The organism is Thermodesulfobacteriota bacterium (assembly GCA_040753795.1).
In the GTDB taxonomy this organism is placed as follows: Bacteria; Desulfobacterota; Desulfobacteria; order Desulfobacterales; family Desulfosudaceae; genus JBFMDX01.
Genome location: JBFMDX010000002.1, coordinates 104,268 through 118,578 on the forward strand (window position 1 = coordinate 104,268; position 14,311 = coordinate 118,578).

Below are 14,311 nucleotides of genomic sequence, written 5' to 3' on the forward strand. Positions count from 1 at the left end.
GCAATCCTGTGTTCAATAATATGGAAACAATATATTGTCAAGATATTGTGGCGTTTTGAAGTCGTCGCGCGCAACTGGAACGTTATGAGCCGGTATCCCTGTCCGAATCCCATTCCTTTATATATTTGGCGACGGTGCGCCGGTCGAGGATCGTCCGCCTGGCCACCTCTTCGAAGGTCCCGAGGCGTTCGTACAGCAGTTTGCAATAGCCCGCGATAAGCCGGTTGGCGGGGATGTTGCCCTGTTCGAGGCCGTCGGCCAGCTCATCCTTGATGTCATTGCTGACAAGCTTGTTATCCCCGGTGTAGTCTTTTTTCAGCAGAACCCTGCGGACGCACTGCTCCAGCTCCCGGACATTGCCGGGCCAGGGATAAGTCTTGCCCAGCCGGGTAGCGATCACTTCATGCACCATCTCGACAAATTCAGGGGCGTTCCGGCCGACGGTCCGCTTGACGATAACGGCGATCAGGTGGTCCAGTTCTTCCTCGTCCTGCTGGATGCGCTCCCTGAGGGAGGGGACGTAAATCACGTCCGAGCACAGGCGGTAATAAAAATCATCCCGGAAAGTCCCCTCGCTGCGGAGCTTGTCGATGGAGCCGTTGGTCGCGGCAATGACCCGACCGTAGAAACGTTCCTGTTTACGGCTTCCGACCGGGTAGTAGATCCTCTCCTGGAGAACCTGGAGCAGCTTGATCTGCATGGGCAGCGAGATCTCGCCTATTTCATCAAGAAAGATGGATCCATGCAGGCCGCATCGCGAAAAAACGCCGCTGTAATCCTCGATGGCGCCGGTAAACGCCCCTTTTTTGTGGCCGAAGAGCTCCGATTCAATGATGGACTCGGGAAACTGGGAGAGATTGACGGGGACAAAAAACCGGGTAAAGCTTTCGGCAAAACGGTTTTTTTTCATGTCAAAGGGGATATAACCTGAGTTCCCGATGGCGGCCGCCACGGCGCCTTTTCCGGCGCCTGTCTCTCCCAGGATGATGGTGGAAAAATCCTCCATGCGGTCCCGCAAATACGCCCGGTAAAGTTCAAAGTTGTGGGTAAAGATGTTGTTCCACAGATCCAGGCGCAGCTTCTGCATCACCGCGCTCCGGCCCACCAGGTTGCGGTTGATGAAAAAGAAGGCGCGCCGGAACTGATAGGACTCTTCGACAATCCGCTGGATGCTGTCTTCGTCAAACCCTCTTTTCTGGAGGGATGCCCGGGCGGCGCCGGCAAAGGGAAACTTGATGACCTTGTCGCCGGCGTCCATCTGGTCCTGTATAAGTTGATCAAACTGCTTGCGGAAGCTGTAAAAGAAATCAAAGGCGAAAAGGCCTTCGACCAGCTGCCGGTCCATTCCCGAAAACAGATTGATGTTGCCGCGGTCCGTTGCGTCCAGCACCTGGATGCGCTGCTTGACCGCGTCAACCGCCATTTCAAGGGGTCTGGCTTCCCCGGCGTCGTCGGTTGCGCCCGAGATTTTCCTGTCAATCTCGTCTCGTTGCGGGCTGAAGGGGTTGGCCAGCGTCGCCTGTTTTATAAGAAGGAGGAACTCCCGCTCCTCACCTGCCAGTTCTTTTTTTCCCTGAAGCATGGTCGCGTCTCACCGGAATCGTTTTAGGTGGGTTACCGTACATATTTTGCATAACCAATGTACACGGCATGATGATTGTCTTTTCCGAAACAAAATTCAAGCAAAACCATAAACCTGTTTTTATCTGTAATTCAGGCCAGTTGTTTAATCGCGTAAACCTGGCACGCCTTTTGTAGTCACAACGGACTTCACAAAGCAATAACAATACCAGAGAGACGGAGACTGACAGAAGGAGAGTGCCGGAATGACTGAAATAGAGACAGCGGTTGTTTTCCCCGGACAGGGAACCCAGCGCAAAGGCATGGGCGAAGATTTTTTCAACGCCCTGCCCGAGTGCCGGGAAGTATATGAGGAGGCCTCCGATACGCTTGGCTGGAACGTGGCGGACATGTGCTTTCGGGACGATCTGTTGATGAATTTGACCGAGTACGCCCAGCCGTGCATCTTCACCACGGAAATAGCGATGTACAGGGGGCTTCAGGAGAGATACGGCCTGGCCGCCGATTATTTCGGGGGCCACAGCGTCGGCGAATACGCGGCCCTGGTCGCGGCCGGTGCTTTGTCGTTCTCCGCGGCCCTGCAAATCGTTCAGGTCCGCGGGCGGTTGATGCAGTCCTGTTTCCCGACCGGCGCCGGCGGCATGTCCGCGGTGATCGGAGAAAATTTGGATGCCGATTCTATCCGTCGGGTCATGGCGGATCTGCCCGTAGACGTGGCCAACATCAATTCCGCCGGTCAGGTAGTGATCAGCGGCCGGATCGAAGCCCTGGATGAGGCGGAACAGCGGATTACCCGGGCTGCCGGCGATCCTCCGTCCCTTCGGTTCGTCCGACTGAACGTGAGCGCGCCGTTTCACAGCCGCTTCATGGCCGGCATTGAAGAGCCGTTCCGGGCCTGCCTGAACGCCGCCCGGGAGCAGATTCAGGCCCCACAGGCGGCAAAAGTCACATCTAATTATACCGGTGATTTTCACACACCCGCCCGGGAGGCCGTGATTGATAATCTGGTCCTTCAGATCAGCGGGACCGTGCGCTGGCGGGACAACATGGGCTGCCTGGCGGAAAAGGCGAAAACTTTTTTCGAGGTGGGGCCCCACCGGCCGCTGAAGGCGTTTTTCGCCTCGATCAACGTGGCCTGCCGCGCCGTCACCAGCCTGGCGGCGGCGGAAAAAACATTCGGCGCTGCAGCCGGAAAGGAAAAAGAACATGTTCTCGTTTGATTCGGGCTACTGGGCGCTGATCATCGGCGGCTCCAGCGGTTTCGGTCTGGCCTGCGCCCGGAAGCTCTCCCGGCACGGCATGAACCTGTGCATCGTTCACCGGGACCGCAAAGGCGCCATGTCCCGGATCGAACCCCTGTTCGACGAAATGCGGTCGACCGGAGTGAAGGTGGTGACGTTTAACGCCGACGCGACCGCTGCCGAGACCATCACCCGCGTGCTCGACCGCCTGGAGGAAACGTTCGCGAGAACAGATCGGATCAGACTGGTTTTGCATTCCATCGCCTTCGGAAACCTCCGGCTACTCGCGCCTTATCATCCGGCCGACACGGCGGAAAAGACCCGGGAGCTTCTCGCCCGACGGGTTGCGCTGCCGCCGGAATGGCTGGACAGCGCCGTGGAGGGCCTCTTTGAGGAAGGCGCTGACGCGCTTCATCCGCTGGCGTCGCCTCCCGAATACGCCAACGATCTGCTTCTGGAGGCCGGGGATTTTGCCCGCACCATCCAGGCCATGGGATCAAATATTGTAGAGTGGGTGCAGGAAATAAACCAGCGCGGGCTGTTCGCGGAAGACGCGCGAGTGCTGAGCCTGACCAGCGAGGGCAACACCGTGGCCTGGCGGGGCTACGCCGCCGTTTCCGCGGCCAAGGCCGTCCTGGAATCCGTGTCCCGGTCCCTGGCGGTCGAGTTCGCGCCCTATGGCATCCGCTCCAACGTGATCCAGGCCGGGGTCACGGATACGGCCGCCCTGCGGGCAATTCCGGGCAACCGCCAGATCTCGGCCCGGGCTTGCCTGCGCAATCCCTTCGGCCGGTTGACGCGGCCCGAGGATGTGGCTGATGTCATTTTTCTCCTCTGCCAGGACGAGGCCGCCTGGATTAACGGAGCCCTGATCTGCGTGGATGGGGGGGAGAGAATAGCCTGATTTGAAATCGGTATAAGTGCAGGGGAGGGCTTTAGCCTTCCAGAAGAACAACGCCTTGGAAAGGCTTTTACTGATGACTGAAAATGAAAAAATACCGGTCGCCGTCGTGACCGGCGGCACCCGGGGCATCGGCGCCGCCTGCTGCCGGGCCCTTGCCGGCGCCGGCTTTGCGGTCGGCATCAATTACCGGGGCGACGGCGCCAGGGCCGCGGCGATGCTGTCGGAACTCGGCGGTCGGGGCTTTATCCTGCCGGCGGACATGTCCGATGCGGACCAGGTGGAGCAGATGGTGCAGCGGATCAAACAGACGGCCGGCCGGGTCGACGTGCTGGTGAACAACGCCGGGACCAGCATCAACAAAACGATGATGGAGACGACCCTGGACGATTTCGACGCCCAGCGGTCGCTGATGAGGGGGGTGTGGCACCTGACCCGGCGCGTGCTGCGGCTCTTCATGCTCCGGCAGTCGGGCGGCAAAATCATCAACATTTCCAGCATCACCGGCCACACCGGCAATCCCGGCCAGATCCCCTACACCATGGAAAAAGGGGCCCTGGACGCCATGACCCGGTCCCTGGCCAGGGAAGTCGCCGGCCGGAACATCCTGGTCAATTCCGTGGCCCCGGGCTTCATCGACACGGACATGACCCGGGAGCTTCCGGAAGAAATCAAAACCAGGCTCATCGGGGATATCCCCCTGGGACGCATGGGACTTCCCGAAGAGGTGGCCGAGGTGGTGGCCTTTCTGGCCAGCAGGGGGAGCTATATCAACGGCTCGGTCATTCATGTCAACGGGGGGATCTATGGCGGCTGACCGGCAAATGAGGGAACGGGTGCTGGCGGCCATTCCGCAGCAACCCCCGTTCCGGTTCATCGACGAGATCCTCGAACTGAGCGACGAGACCGTCACTTCCGCCTACCGGTTCCGGGAGGACGAGTTCTTCTACCCGGGTCACTTTCCCGGCCATCCGGTGACGCCGGGCGTCATCCTCATCGAGACCATGGCCCAGGCCGGGCTCACCGCCCTGGGAATATACCAGCTCCTGAAGGAGGCGCCCCCCGGAGAAAAGCCCCCCGCCGTTACACCATACTTCGTCTTTGCCGACCAGGTTGAATTTTCGCGCCTGGTCAGACCCGGGGAGCGGGTGATTATCAAAGGGGAAAAAATTTATTTCCGCCGGGGCAACATCAAATCAACGGTCAGCATCACGGGCGAAGACGGCGCCGCCGTCTGTCACGGCGTGCTGACCGGCACGGGGGTAAACCGTTCATGAAAAACAGAGTCGTCATCACCGGCATCGGGGTTGTCAGCCCCAACGCCAACAACATCGCCGAATTCGAGGAGGCCCTGCGAAACGGGCGGTCGGGGGTCCGCTTCGTCCCCCGGCTGGAGGAATTGAATTTCGGGTGCCGCATTGCGGGAATTCCGCAACACATCGACGCTCTCATGGAAGAGCGGATCGAGAAGAAAAAGCTCAAGGATACCAGCTACAACATCGGTTACGCCGCCCTGGCGGCCCTGGAGGCCTGGGAGGACGCGGGCCTTCCGTCCGCCGACGACGGTGGACAAACCGACTGGGACACCGGCGCCGTCATGGGCTGCGGCATCGGCGACATGGAAACCATCGCCGAGCGGGTCATCCCCCTGGTCAACGAGGGCCGGGTCCGCCGGATCGGCAGCCGGGTGGTCGAGCAGGTCATGAACAGCGGCATCAGCGCCAGGATCGGCGGGCTGCTCGGTCTCGGCAACCAGGTGACTTCCAATTCCTCCGCCTGCAATACCGGCTGCGAGGCCATTATCGATGCCATGCTGAGAATCCGGGAAGGCCGCGCCGGGCGCATGGTGGCCGGGGGGTCAGAAGCCCCTTCGCCCTATACCTGGGGAGGATTTGATTCCATGCGGATTCTGTCCAGAAAACACAATGACGAGCCGGAAAAAGGCTCCCGGCCCATGAGCGCCTCGGCCTGCGGGTTTGTGCCGGGGGCGGGGGCCGGCGTGCTGATCCTGGAGGAACTGGAGACCGCCCTGCGGCGGGGAGCCGGGATTTACGCCGAAATCCTGGGCGGGTACGTCAACTCCGGCGGGCAGAGAGGCGGCGGGTCCATGACGGCCCCCAACGCCGACGGCGTGGTCCGCTGCATCCGGGAGGCGGTCCGGGAAGCGGATATCGCGCCCGGGGAAATCGACGCCATCAGCGGCCATCTCTCGGCCACCTTTGCCGATCCCCACGAGGTCGGTAACTGGTCCCGGGCGCTGGAAAGGGGCCCGGCCGATTTTCCCTATATCAACTCCACCAAATCCCTGATCGGCCACTGCCTGGGCGCCGCCGGCGCCATTGAAACGGTAGCAGCCGTCATTGAGCTTCACCGCGGGTTCCTTCATCCCTCCAGGAACTGCGAGGACCTGCATCCGGACATCGCGCCCTTTGCCGAGAAAGTGGTTCAAACCGGCAAAGACTTTCCCGGGATGAAAGTGCTGGCCAAGGCCAGTTTCGGGTTCGGCGATGTCAACGGCTGCCTGATCCTGAAAAAATGGGAGGGGAAAAACGCCAAAGTCATTCAAACCATTCAAAGCGAAGAGGAGAAAACAGATGAACGCCAACGCCATTTTTGATGAACTGATCGACATTATCGGAGAGTTCGTGACCGACAAGGACCTGCTGGCCGGGGCCACCCCGAACACGAACATTATCAAGGGACTCAAGGTCAACTCGGCCCGCCTGGTGGACATCATCATCAAGGTCGAAGACACTTTTGCCATCGAGATCGATGACGACGACGCCGACGCCATCAAGACCATCGGCGACGCGGTCGGCGTGGTGCTCCGCAAGACCGCCGCCGTCGGGGCGGAAGCGTGAACCGGCGCGACCTGTTCCGGCTGCGCCTGCAATACGGCCTGGGGCGGATGGCCGTCTGGCTCACCGCCCCGCTGGCCGCGTCGCTGGTCCGGCTGGCCGGTTACCGTTTCGACAACCTGGAAAAATTCAGGAAACAGATCAACGGCCTGTTCCGGGAGCACCCCGGTCCGTGGATGATCTGCGCCAATCACCTGACCCTGATCGATTCGGTCATCCTGGCCTATGCCATGTTCCCATTCCACCGGTACATGACCGCCTACCGGCTGCTGCCGTGGAACCTTCCGGAAAAGCGGAATTTCCAGCGCAGCGCCGCCGTCGGCCTGCTGTGTTATCTGTTGAAGTGCGTGCCCGTGGTCCGGGGCGGAAGCCGGGAGTCGGTCAGGGCCTGCCTGGACAAATGCGACTACCTCCTGGAGCACGGGGAAAGCATCTTGGTGTTTCCGGAGGGCACGCGTTCCCGGAGCGGTCGCGTCGACACCGAGTCCTTTTCCTACGGCCCGGGCCGGCTGGTCCATAACCATCCGGCCTGCCGCGTGCTGTGCGTTTATCTGCGCGGGCAGAGGCAGAAAACCTGCAGCAACTTTCCCGCGCTGCGTGAAAAATTTTTGATCGCCGCCGAACCCTGCCAGTGCGCTTCCGACCTGTCCGGGCTCAGGGCCCACCGGGAGTGCTCCCGGCAGATCGTCGAAAAACTGGCGCAAATGGAGGGCGCCTGCCTGAATGTCCGTGGGCAATGACATTGTCGACCTGGACTCCCCGCATGTGACCGGGAAAAGCCGGGACGAAAAATTCCTGAATCGTGTTCTGACACCGGAGGAACAGGCAGCCATTCTTCAGTCCGACGAGCCGGACGTCCTGCTCCAGGTATACTGGGCGGCCAGGGAAACGGCCTATAAGGCCATCGCCAGGTCGAATCCCACGGTTTCCTCTGCGCCAAGGCGATACCGGGTCTTTCTGGACGAACCCAGAGAACGAAGCACCTTCACCGGATATGTTCAGACACCCGCGGAAACCGTCCTCATCCGGGGATGTTGCAACCAAGAGTACGTCCACTGTCTGGGCGCGGTTACGGTTTCGGATCTTGAAAAAATTCAAAGCGGGGTTGAAAAAGTAGTCCTCCGGACCGGCCCGGATTACGGCCGGTCGTCCGTCGCCGTTTCCCGCGCGGCCCGGACCCTGGTAAAAAAGACGATCGCCTCTCTTCAATCGGTCCAGCCCGGTCATATCATGATCAAAAAATCACCTCTGCTTAGCGGGGTGTCCTTTCCCGAGATTTTCATCAATAAAAAGAAAACCGATATCCCGATCAGCCTCAGCCATGACGGCCGCTTTGTCGCCTTTGCCCTGATGTCGTAAAATACGATTACTGCATCTTCATTTAGCTGGAAATAATCAATCCGGCACCGTATTATCCATCGCAAAAGAATACAGCGGCGAGCTGGTATCATTACCGTTAGACTAACAAATTATTTAGGAGACATTATGTGTCAGAAAATAGGTGTTGGCAAAGAGCAGTCTGTTTTGATGTCCGGTAAAATCAAACGCACGATAGTAATGGTTATGGCCATTTGCCTGGCCTGCGGCTGTACCGTCACCACGGCCTGGGGCCTGGAACTGGGGGTCATCGGCGCTCTGGCGGATGACGGGACGTTATTGGGAACCAGCACGGAGAATGCCGCTCTGGGACCGTGGGCCACTGCCACCGGTCAGTGGAGTACCGCCGTCGGCGCAGCCAGCTCGGCTCTTGGCCAATACAGCACCGCCACCGGCTATGGCAGCTCCGCCACCGGCATTAGAAGCACCGCCATCGGTACGGACAGCAACGCCACGGGCTGGGACAGCAGCGCCATCGGTGCAGATTGTGTAGCCTCCGGCGATTATTCCGTAGCTCTGGGATACGGCTCATCCGACGATGGACAAAGCTACGTCGTTTCCGTGGGTGAGGCCTCCAGCCCGCGCCGGATCATCCATGTCAGGGACGGCGTCGGCAACAGAGACGCGGTCAATGTCGGTCAGATGAACTCCACCGCGGCCAATACCCTGGCTTCGGCCAACACGTACACGGATACCGCGGCTGCCGCCACGCTGACTTCAGCCAATACTTACGCCGACAATGTCGGCGCTGCCACTCTGGCTTCGGCCAACACGTATACGGACACCGCAGCGGCCAACACATTAACGGCCGCCAACACTTATGCCGACATTGTTGGCGCCAACACACTGGCTTCAGCCAACACGTACGCCGACACTGTCGGCGCCGCCACTCTGGCTTCGGCCAACACGTATACGGACACCGCAGCGGCCAACACATTAACGGCCGCCAATACGTATACCAATACAGTCGGGGCCAACACCCTGACTTCCGCCAATGCCTATACGGACAGTGTCGCCTTTGGAGCCACGACCAACGCCAATCAATATACGGATACGGTCGCGATCCAGATCCTGAATTCCGCCGGCACCTACACGGATGACCGTGTGGCCGATTTCATCGACGCCGACAACAGCGGCGGTTATGCCGATCCCGCGGCCACGGGTAGTAATTCCCTGGCGGTAGGGCCGGGCGCGGTCGCTTCGGCCGGCAACGCCCTGGCGGTCGGCATCAACGCGCAAGCCACCGGCGCTAACGCCATTGCCATCGGCAGCGGTGCCCTGGCTACCGGATCGGTGGCCGTGGGCACTGAAGCCGTGGCCGCTAACGGCGGCGCGGCAGTGGGCGACTTTGCCGCCGCCACGGGCGCGGCCGGCGCTGCCCTGGGCCGGGGAGCGGCCTCCACGGGCGAGAATTCCGTGGCCATCGGCGCCGATTCCACCGACAACGGCGCGGCGAATGTCGTTTCCGTGGGCTCGGCCGGAAACGAACGAAGGGTGGTCAATGTGGCCCTGGCCGTTGATCCCACCGACGCGGTCAATCTCTACCAGAGCCAGCGACTGGACGCGGACACGCTTGCCTCGGCCAATGCCTATGCCGATGACCGGATAGACGATCTGGACGACGAGGCCCACCGGGACATTGCCGGCGCCATTGCCATGTCCCGGGCCTTCCTGCCCCTGGCTCCCGGGGAATCAGGCATAGCCATGGGCGTCGGCAATTCTCATGGACAGAACGCCGTGGCCGTCTCGGTGCAGCATTACACCAGAGGCAACATTCACCTGAACCTCGGCACCAGCATGGCCGGGGGGCGCGTGCAGGCCGGCGGCGGAATGGGGTTCAAATTCTAAACATCTGCGGTCGTAGAGACAAGGCAGGCCTTGTCTCTACCAATTCCCCATAGAACGCGGGATTCTTCCCGCTGACGCCGAACCTGAATGTTATCCGGGGAGCGGTCTGCCGGCCGGTGCGTGATCACATACCGGCCGGTGACAAGTACTGGTCGCGGGTTTCTATGGTTACAAGGAGAATTTCCAGTTTCCGCTGATGGGGTAGAGCTTTTTCTTCCGTTTTGCCATGCCGGCAAAAAACTGACAATCCTGACTCAACGGATGCGGGCCTTTGCGGAAAGTCAGTTCACAGGAGCGGTCAATGACCTGGTAACCCCTGAAACGGGCCCTTGATTTTATTGGCGCGCCCGGCCCGACTCGAACGGGCGGCCTACGGATTCGAAGTCCGGCGCTCTATCCAGCTGAGCTACGGGCGCGAAAGAAAACCGGTGCCCTATGCGCGAATGGGGCACCGGTCGCGATTGGAGATGGGGTGAGTGATGGGACTTGAACCCACGACACCCAGGGCCACAACCTGGTGCTCTGCCAACTGAGCTACACCCACCATAAAAGTGGTTTTATGTAACATTTCGTTTTGACAGTTTCAAGCAATTTGTGCGGTTCTGGTGAAAATGATGCTGTTCTGAAGTTTAGAAGTATTCATCCATGTGATCCAGGAAAAAGCGGGCCTTGAGCTTGGCGATTTTTGTAAACGCTTCGTATCCTTGAAGAATATCGTCGTCCGCGGCCAGAACATGCTCCAGTTTACGGATGTATTCCTCCCGGTTTTTCAGTTGCGTGTCCAGGAAGCGGGCTTCAAAAACATCCACCAGGAGAAGCCGCCCATTTGAAACCGCTCTGGCTTCGGCAAACATTTTCGCCGAGGCTTCGGGGCCGCCGCCGGTTCCGAAAAAATCGGGGATCAGCGCGTAATAGGCGCCGATGAAAACTTTCCCCAGCCCGAAATAATAATTTTCGTCGATCTCCAGGGAACGCTGCACCAGGGCGACCGCGTCAGCGAGTTCAATCAGGGACGACGAATCCTCCATGTTCATGAAGATCCACAAACCGGTATTGACCCCTGTCCAGACCATGGCATCCAGGTCCCGTTTCCCCAGGTGTTGAACCACATCCGGAATATGGTTGCCGTCCTGCAGCCCTTTTTTAAAGCGGCTGTTCATTTTCAGGGCGCGTAGACCGTATCCCTTGCCCATAGCATACAGATCCGAAGCAAAGGCCGGGTCGGTATCTTCTACCATCAGGCCGTAAGCGCAATAAACATAGGCGCTTTTCCTTAACAGCCGACGGTTGGTCGGTGAAATATTGGAGAACCCGGACACCAGCAGGGCGTTGGCGCCGATTCCCTCCCTCACCACGCGGATATTTTTCGAGTTGGCCGCCTGATCCACCAGTTCACAGATCATGGGCGTTACAAAATCAGTCTGAAGTCTCAAGATGGTTGCGCAGCCGGAAAGCGATACTATCATACAAAAGAGCAGAACGGCCGGCCAGCGTATTGTTTTTGCCACGAAGATCAAGTTGTTCATTGCGCCCCTCCCCCCGGAAAATTTTTATACGGAATGATCGGAGTATAGGAAAGGCCGGCTGAAAAGTCAAAAACTTCGGATGAAATTGGGGCTATAGCTGAATTACGGGCAGGCGCTTACCCGATGTCTCCACCAGCCACAGGGAGAGATCGGGAATAGTAGTGATCAGCAGCAGGGCCAGGATCAGCAGGAGCAGGAACGGCAGGACCATCCGGTAAAGCTGGATGATGGGAGTGTGAAATCGCAGGCCGGAAAGAAACAGGTTGACGCCGACGGGCGGGGTCAGGTAGCCGATCTCCAGGTTGGCCAGAAAGATAATGCCCAGATGAACCGGATCCACGTCAAACTGGGCCGCTACAGGGGCAATCAGCGGCACCACAATGATGATGGCGGAAAAAATATCCATCAGGCACCCGACAATCAGCAGAAACCCGTTGAGCATTATCAGAAAAACAAATTTGCTGGATATGTGCGCGGTGATAAAAGTCACCAGCCGCTGGGGCACTTCCATGTCCACCAGGAAGTTGGTCAGCCCCAGGGCCGCGGCCAGAACAATCAGAATGGAACTGACCATGATCATACTGCGTATCATCAGGGATATCAGCTTGTCCGGTGACACTTCACGGTAAATCAGGCATTCCGTGATCAGCGCGTAAACCGCCGTGACCGAGGCGGCTTCGCCCACGGTAATGATGCCGGAATAGATGCCGCCGATAACGATGACCGGCAGGGGAATCAGCCATTTGATGGCCCACAGGCTGACGGCCAGACGCCGGAATGAAAAGGGGGTCACCGGGACCTTGTTCCTCATACCGCAGGTGATGCCGTATGCGGAAAGCATCAGGATGATCAGCAGCCCCGGAAGGATGCCGGCGATAAAGAGCTCGGTAATATCGACATTGGCGACCATCCCGTAAATCAGGATCGGCAGGCTGGGTAAAAACAGTACGCCGGAGCTGCCGGAGGCGGTAATCAGGCCCAGCGAAAATTCACGCCCGTAGCGGTTGGCTGCCATCGCCGGCATCAGAATGCCGCCGACGGCGATGATGGTAATGCCGCTGGCGCCGGTAATGGCTGTGAAAATCGTGCAGACCACCACCGTCACGACGGCCAGGCCGCCGGGCAGCCACCCGATCAGGGCGTCTGACGCCTTGATTAGCCGGGACGACGCATCGCTTTCGGCGAACAGATATCCGGCAAAAATAAACAGCGGGATGGCCACAAAGCCAGGCGCGTTGGCCAGGCGCCACATTTCAATGATCGGGACAACCAGGCGCTCTCCGGCGACCAGAGAAAACAGCAGCACCGACCCCCCCCCCATGATGGCGAACAGGGGCGCCCCCATCAGAATGGCGGCGATGAATACAACGATCAGGCCTGTCCCGATGAGTATGTCCATAAGCAAGCGTTATTCGTCTGGTCGTGAATAGTCTGTTTCAGCCGGTTTGTTTTTAGTCATCAGAGACTGTGCGACGAAAACGGCGCAGCGGATCGCCATGGCGGCAAAGGCGTAAGGAATCACCAGTCGGATCAGCCATTCCTCTACCCCGGGAATCATGATATCCGTTGAATAGGGCTTCATCAGGATGACATATTGAACCGCCGCGACAAACAGCAGGACACTGACACCGGCGGTAAACACATCGGCCAGCATATCGAAGACCCGGACGGCGGGTTTCCGCCTGACCAGGCGGGCGAGGATATCGATGCGGACATGGCTTTTGTACTCCGTGGCCAGGGCCGCGCCGATAAAGGTGATCCAGATGACTTCCGCCCGGAGTATATCTCCGGCCCAGATCCAGCCCGAGGAAAACAGGTTGCGCATGACGACCTGGGAAAAGGACAGCAGGATCATGGAGACCAGGAGTACAACCAGCAGGGTTTTTTCACAGAAAATAAGAGACCGGCGGGCTGCCGCCAGAAGGTTTAAGGGGGTGCTTTGCCGGAAGCTCACCTTTTCTGGCCCCGGAATTCATCAAGAATAACCAGTACCCGGTCAAGCAGATCCCGGGGATAAAGCTGCCCGGCCTGCTCGTCCCATATCTTTACCGCCGCCTGCCGGATGTTTTCAACAGTGGCCGGATCCAGCTCGATCTTTTCGATGCCGTACTTTTCCAGGGCGACCAGCGCTTTTTCATTATCGCTTCGGGTCGCTTCGAGGAAACGCCGCGATACATCCGACGAAGAATCAATAAGACCCTGCCGGCTTTCTTCACTTAACTGATTCCAGGAATCGAGGGTACACAGGACGATTGCCGGGGAATATCGTAACTTGACCGGCACCATGTATTTGACGGCCGGATAGAGTTGAGTGGCGATCATCCACAGGCCGGGGGCGATCAGGGTGTCGGCAACGCCCTGCTTTAAGGACGGCACCAGTTCCGGAATATCCACGGGAATGGGACTGGCGCCCAGACTTTTCAGCAACTGTTCTTCCAGGGGACCGTACCAGGTCATGATTTTGGCTTTTTTGAAATCTTCCATATCCTGAAAGCGCCATTTGACTGAATAGATCTGGTCGAAATCCTGATCCAGCCAGAGCAGCAACTTGAACCCCTGTTTGCGCATCATCTGGTCGAATTCGGGGGCCAGCTTCTGCCGGACGTAGTCGACTTCTTCGTAGTTCCTGAACAGGAAGGGAAGTTCCATCACCGCGAATTCCGGGCAGGCGATAACGGCTCCCTGGCCGGTGATGCCCGCGGCCTGAAGCTGACCGGCGCGCATCTTGGCGATGATGTCCTCATCGTCTCCCATGATGCCGCCCCAGTAAACTTTTACATCCAGTGAATTGCCGGTGGCGGTATGAATGACCGGCAGGATAATTTTTTCAAACTGACGGGCCCAGCCGACGCCTTTGGGCGTCAGGGTGCCCACTTTCCAGACTTTCTTTTCTTCTCCTGCAGAAGGGCTGACCGCTGCGGCCAGAATAAAGGACAGCACGACGACAAGACCGAATCTCCGGGCATTGATATGCATGGC

General features: G+C 58.9%; 14 protein-coding genes and 2 tRNA genes. 9 read left to right on the forward strand and 7 right to left on the reverse strand.

Going from position 1 to position 14,311, the window contains the following annotated elements; all coding sequences use genetic code 11:
• Positions 1-82 precede the first annotated feature (82 nt).
• Positions 83-1,582 (reverse strand): sigma 54-interacting transcriptional regulator, encoded by a 1,500-nt coding sequence (locus AB1724_03250; GenBank protein ID MEW6076809.1) that lies wholly within the window; start codon positions 1,580-1,582, stop codon positions 83-85.
• 244 nt (positions 1,583-1,826) lie between these two features.
• Between AB1724_03250 and AB1724_03255 the strand changes: the two genes are divergently transcribed.
• The 9 genes from AB1724_03255 to AB1724_03295 all read left to right on the forward strand — a co-directional run bounded on the left by AB1724_03255 (position 1,827) and on the right by AB1724_03295 (position 9,806).
• Positions 1,827-2,801 carry an ACP S-malonyltransferase gene (locus AB1724_03255; protein MEW6076810.1) on the forward strand — a complete coding sequence of 325 codons (975 nt, stop codon included), beginning with the start codon at positions 1,827-1,829 and terminating at the stop codon, positions 2,799-2,801.
• Positions 2,788-3,726 carry an SDR family oxidoreductase gene (locus tag AB1724_03260; GenBank protein ID MEW6076811.1) on the forward strand — a complete coding sequence of 313 codons (939 nt, stop codon included), beginning with the start codon at positions 2,788-2,790 and terminating at the stop codon, positions 3,724-3,726. The genes AB1724_03255 and AB1724_03260 overlap by 14 nt, the downstream gene beginning before the upstream one ends.
• 73 nt (positions 3,727-3,799) lie before the next feature.
• The gene (locus AB1724_03265; protein MEW6076812.1) at positions 3,800-4,540 is read left to right on the forward strand and encodes a 3-oxoacyl-ACP reductase family protein; all 741 of its coding nucleotides are present in this window, start codon (positions 3,800-3,802) and stop codon (positions 4,538-4,540) included.
• On the forward strand, positions 4,530-5,000 hold the full coding sequence (locus AB1724_03270; protein ID MEW6076813.1) for a beta-hydroxyacyl-ACP dehydratase: 471 nt from the start codon (positions 4,530-4,532) through the stop codon (positions 4,998-5,000). The genes AB1724_03265 and AB1724_03270 overlap by 11 nt, the downstream gene beginning before the upstream one ends.
• The gene (locus AB1724_03275) at positions 4,997-6,340 is read left to right on the forward strand and encodes a beta-ketoacyl-[acyl-carrier-protein] synthase family protein (GenBank protein MEW6076814.1); all 1,344 of its coding nucleotides are present in this window, start codon (positions 4,997-4,999) and stop codon (positions 6,338-6,340) included. The genes AB1724_03270 and AB1724_03275 overlap by 4 nt, the downstream gene beginning before the upstream one ends.
• Complete coding sequence (locus tag AB1724_03280) at positions 6,318-6,584, forward strand: phosphopantetheine-binding protein (GenBank protein MEW6076815.1); 267 nt, start codon at positions 6,318-6,320, stop codon at positions 6,582-6,584. Before AB1724_03275 ends, AB1724_03280 begins: the two co-directional genes overlap by 23 nt.
• On the forward strand, positions 6,581-7,321 hold the full coding sequence (locus AB1724_03285) for a lysophospholipid acyltransferase family protein (protein ID MEW6076816.1): 741 nt from the start codon (positions 6,581-6,583) through the stop codon (positions 7,319-7,321). The genes AB1724_03280 and AB1724_03285 overlap by 4 nt, the downstream gene beginning before the upstream one ends.
• The gene (locus tag AB1724_03290; GenBank protein MEW6076817.1) at positions 7,305-7,940 is read left to right on the forward strand and encodes a 4'-phosphopantetheinyl transferase superfamily protein; all 636 of its coding nucleotides are present in this window, start codon (positions 7,305-7,307) and stop codon (positions 7,938-7,940) included. Before AB1724_03285 ends, AB1724_03290 begins: the two co-directional genes overlap by 17 nt.
• A gap of 126 nt (positions 7,941-8,066) precedes the next feature.
• Positions 8,067-9,806, forward strand: coding sequence for a YadA-like family protein (locus tag AB1724_03295; protein MEW6076818.1), 1,740 nt, complete (start codon positions 8,067-8,069; stop codon positions 9,804-9,806).
• 339 nt (positions 9,807-10,145) lie between these two features.
• Here AB1724_03295 and AB1724_03300 read toward each other — a convergent pair.
• The 6 genes from AB1724_03300 to dctP all read right to left on the reverse strand — a co-directional run bounded on the left by AB1724_03300 (position 10,146) and on the right by dctP (position 14,308).
• Positions 10,146-10,222: transfer RNA gene (locus tag AB1724_03300), tRNA-Arg, on the reverse strand.
• A 52-nt stretch (positions 10,223-10,274) separates the two neighbouring features.
• Positions 10,275-10,350 (reverse strand) — tRNA-His (locus AB1724_03305).
• Between the two features lie 85 nt (positions 10,351-10,435).
• Entirely contained in the window at positions 10,436-11,332 is an 897-nt protein-coding gene (locus AB1724_03310) for a TRAP transporter TatT component family protein (GenBank protein ID MEW6076819.1), read from the reverse strand.
• Between the two features lie 91 nt (positions 11,333-11,423).
• Positions 11,424-12,731 carry a TRAP transporter large permease subunit gene (locus tag AB1724_03315; protein ID MEW6076820.1) on the reverse strand — a complete coding sequence of 436 codons (1,308 nt, stop codon included), beginning with the start codon at positions 12,729-12,731 and terminating at the stop codon, positions 11,424-11,426.
• A 9-nt stretch (positions 12,732-12,740) separates the two neighbouring features.
• Positions 12,741-13,286: a TRAP transporter small permease gene (locus AB1724_03320; protein MEW6076821.1), complete on the reverse strand. Its 546-nt coding sequence runs from the start codon at positions 13,284-13,286 to the stop codon at positions 12,741-12,743.
• Positions 13,283-14,308 carry a TRAP transporter substrate-binding protein DctP gene (gene dctP / locus AB1724_03325; GenBank protein MEW6076822.1) on the reverse strand — a complete coding sequence of 342 codons (1,026 nt, stop codon included), beginning with the start codon at positions 14,306-14,308 and terminating at the stop codon, positions 13,283-13,285. Before dctP ends, AB1724_03320 begins: the two co-directional genes overlap by 4 nt.
• Positions 14,309-14,311: the final 3 nt, after the last annotated feature.

Excerpts from the sequence above, each read along its gene's own strand:
- AB1724_03250 (MEW6076809.1), bottom strand. The coding sequence starts at position 1,582 with ATGCTTCAGGGAAAAAAAGAACTGGCAGGTGAGGAGCGGGAGTTCCTC.
- AB1724_03255 (MEW6076810.1), top strand. The coding sequence starts at position 1,827 with ATGACTGAAATAGAGACAGCGGTTGTTTTCCCCGGACAGGGAACCCAG.
- AB1724_03260 (MEW6076811.1), top strand. The coding sequence starts at position 2,788 with ATGTTCTCGTTTGATTCGGGCTACTGGGCGCTGATCATCGGCGGCTCC.
- AB1724_03265 (MEW6076812.1), top strand. The coding sequence starts at position 3,800 with ATGACTGAAAATGAAAAAATACCGGTCGCCGTCGTGACCGGCGGCACC.
- AB1724_03270 (MEW6076813.1), top strand. The coding sequence starts at position 4,530 with ATGGCGGCTGACCGGCAAATGAGGGAACGGGTGCTGGCGGCCATTCCG.
- AB1724_03275 (MEW6076814.1), top strand. The coding sequence starts at position 4,997 with ATGAAAAACAGAGTCGTCATCACCGGCATCGGGGTTGTCAGCCCCAAC.
- AB1724_03280 (MEW6076815.1), top strand. The coding sequence starts at position 6,318 with ATGAACGCCAACGCCATTTTTGATGAACTGATCGACATTATCGGAGAG.
- AB1724_03290 (MEW6076817.1), top strand. The coding sequence starts at position 7,305 with ATGTCCGTGGGCAATGACATTGTCGACCTGGACTCCCCGCATGTGACC.
- AB1724_03295 (MEW6076818.1), top strand. The coding sequence starts at position 8,067 with ATGTGTCAGAAAATAGGTGTTGGCAAAGAGCAGTCTGTTTTGATGTCC.
- AB1724_03310 (MEW6076819.1), bottom strand. The coding sequence starts at position 11,332 with ATGAACAACTTGATCTTCGTGGCAAAAACAATACGCTGGCCGGCCGTT.
- AB1724_03315 (MEW6076820.1), bottom strand. The coding sequence starts at position 12,731 with ATGGACATACTCATCGGGACAGGCCTGATCGTTGTATTCATCGCCGCC.
- dctP (MEW6076822.1), bottom strand. The coding sequence starts at position 14,308 with ATGCATATCAATGCCCGGAGATTCGGTCTTGTCGTCGTGCTGTCCTTT.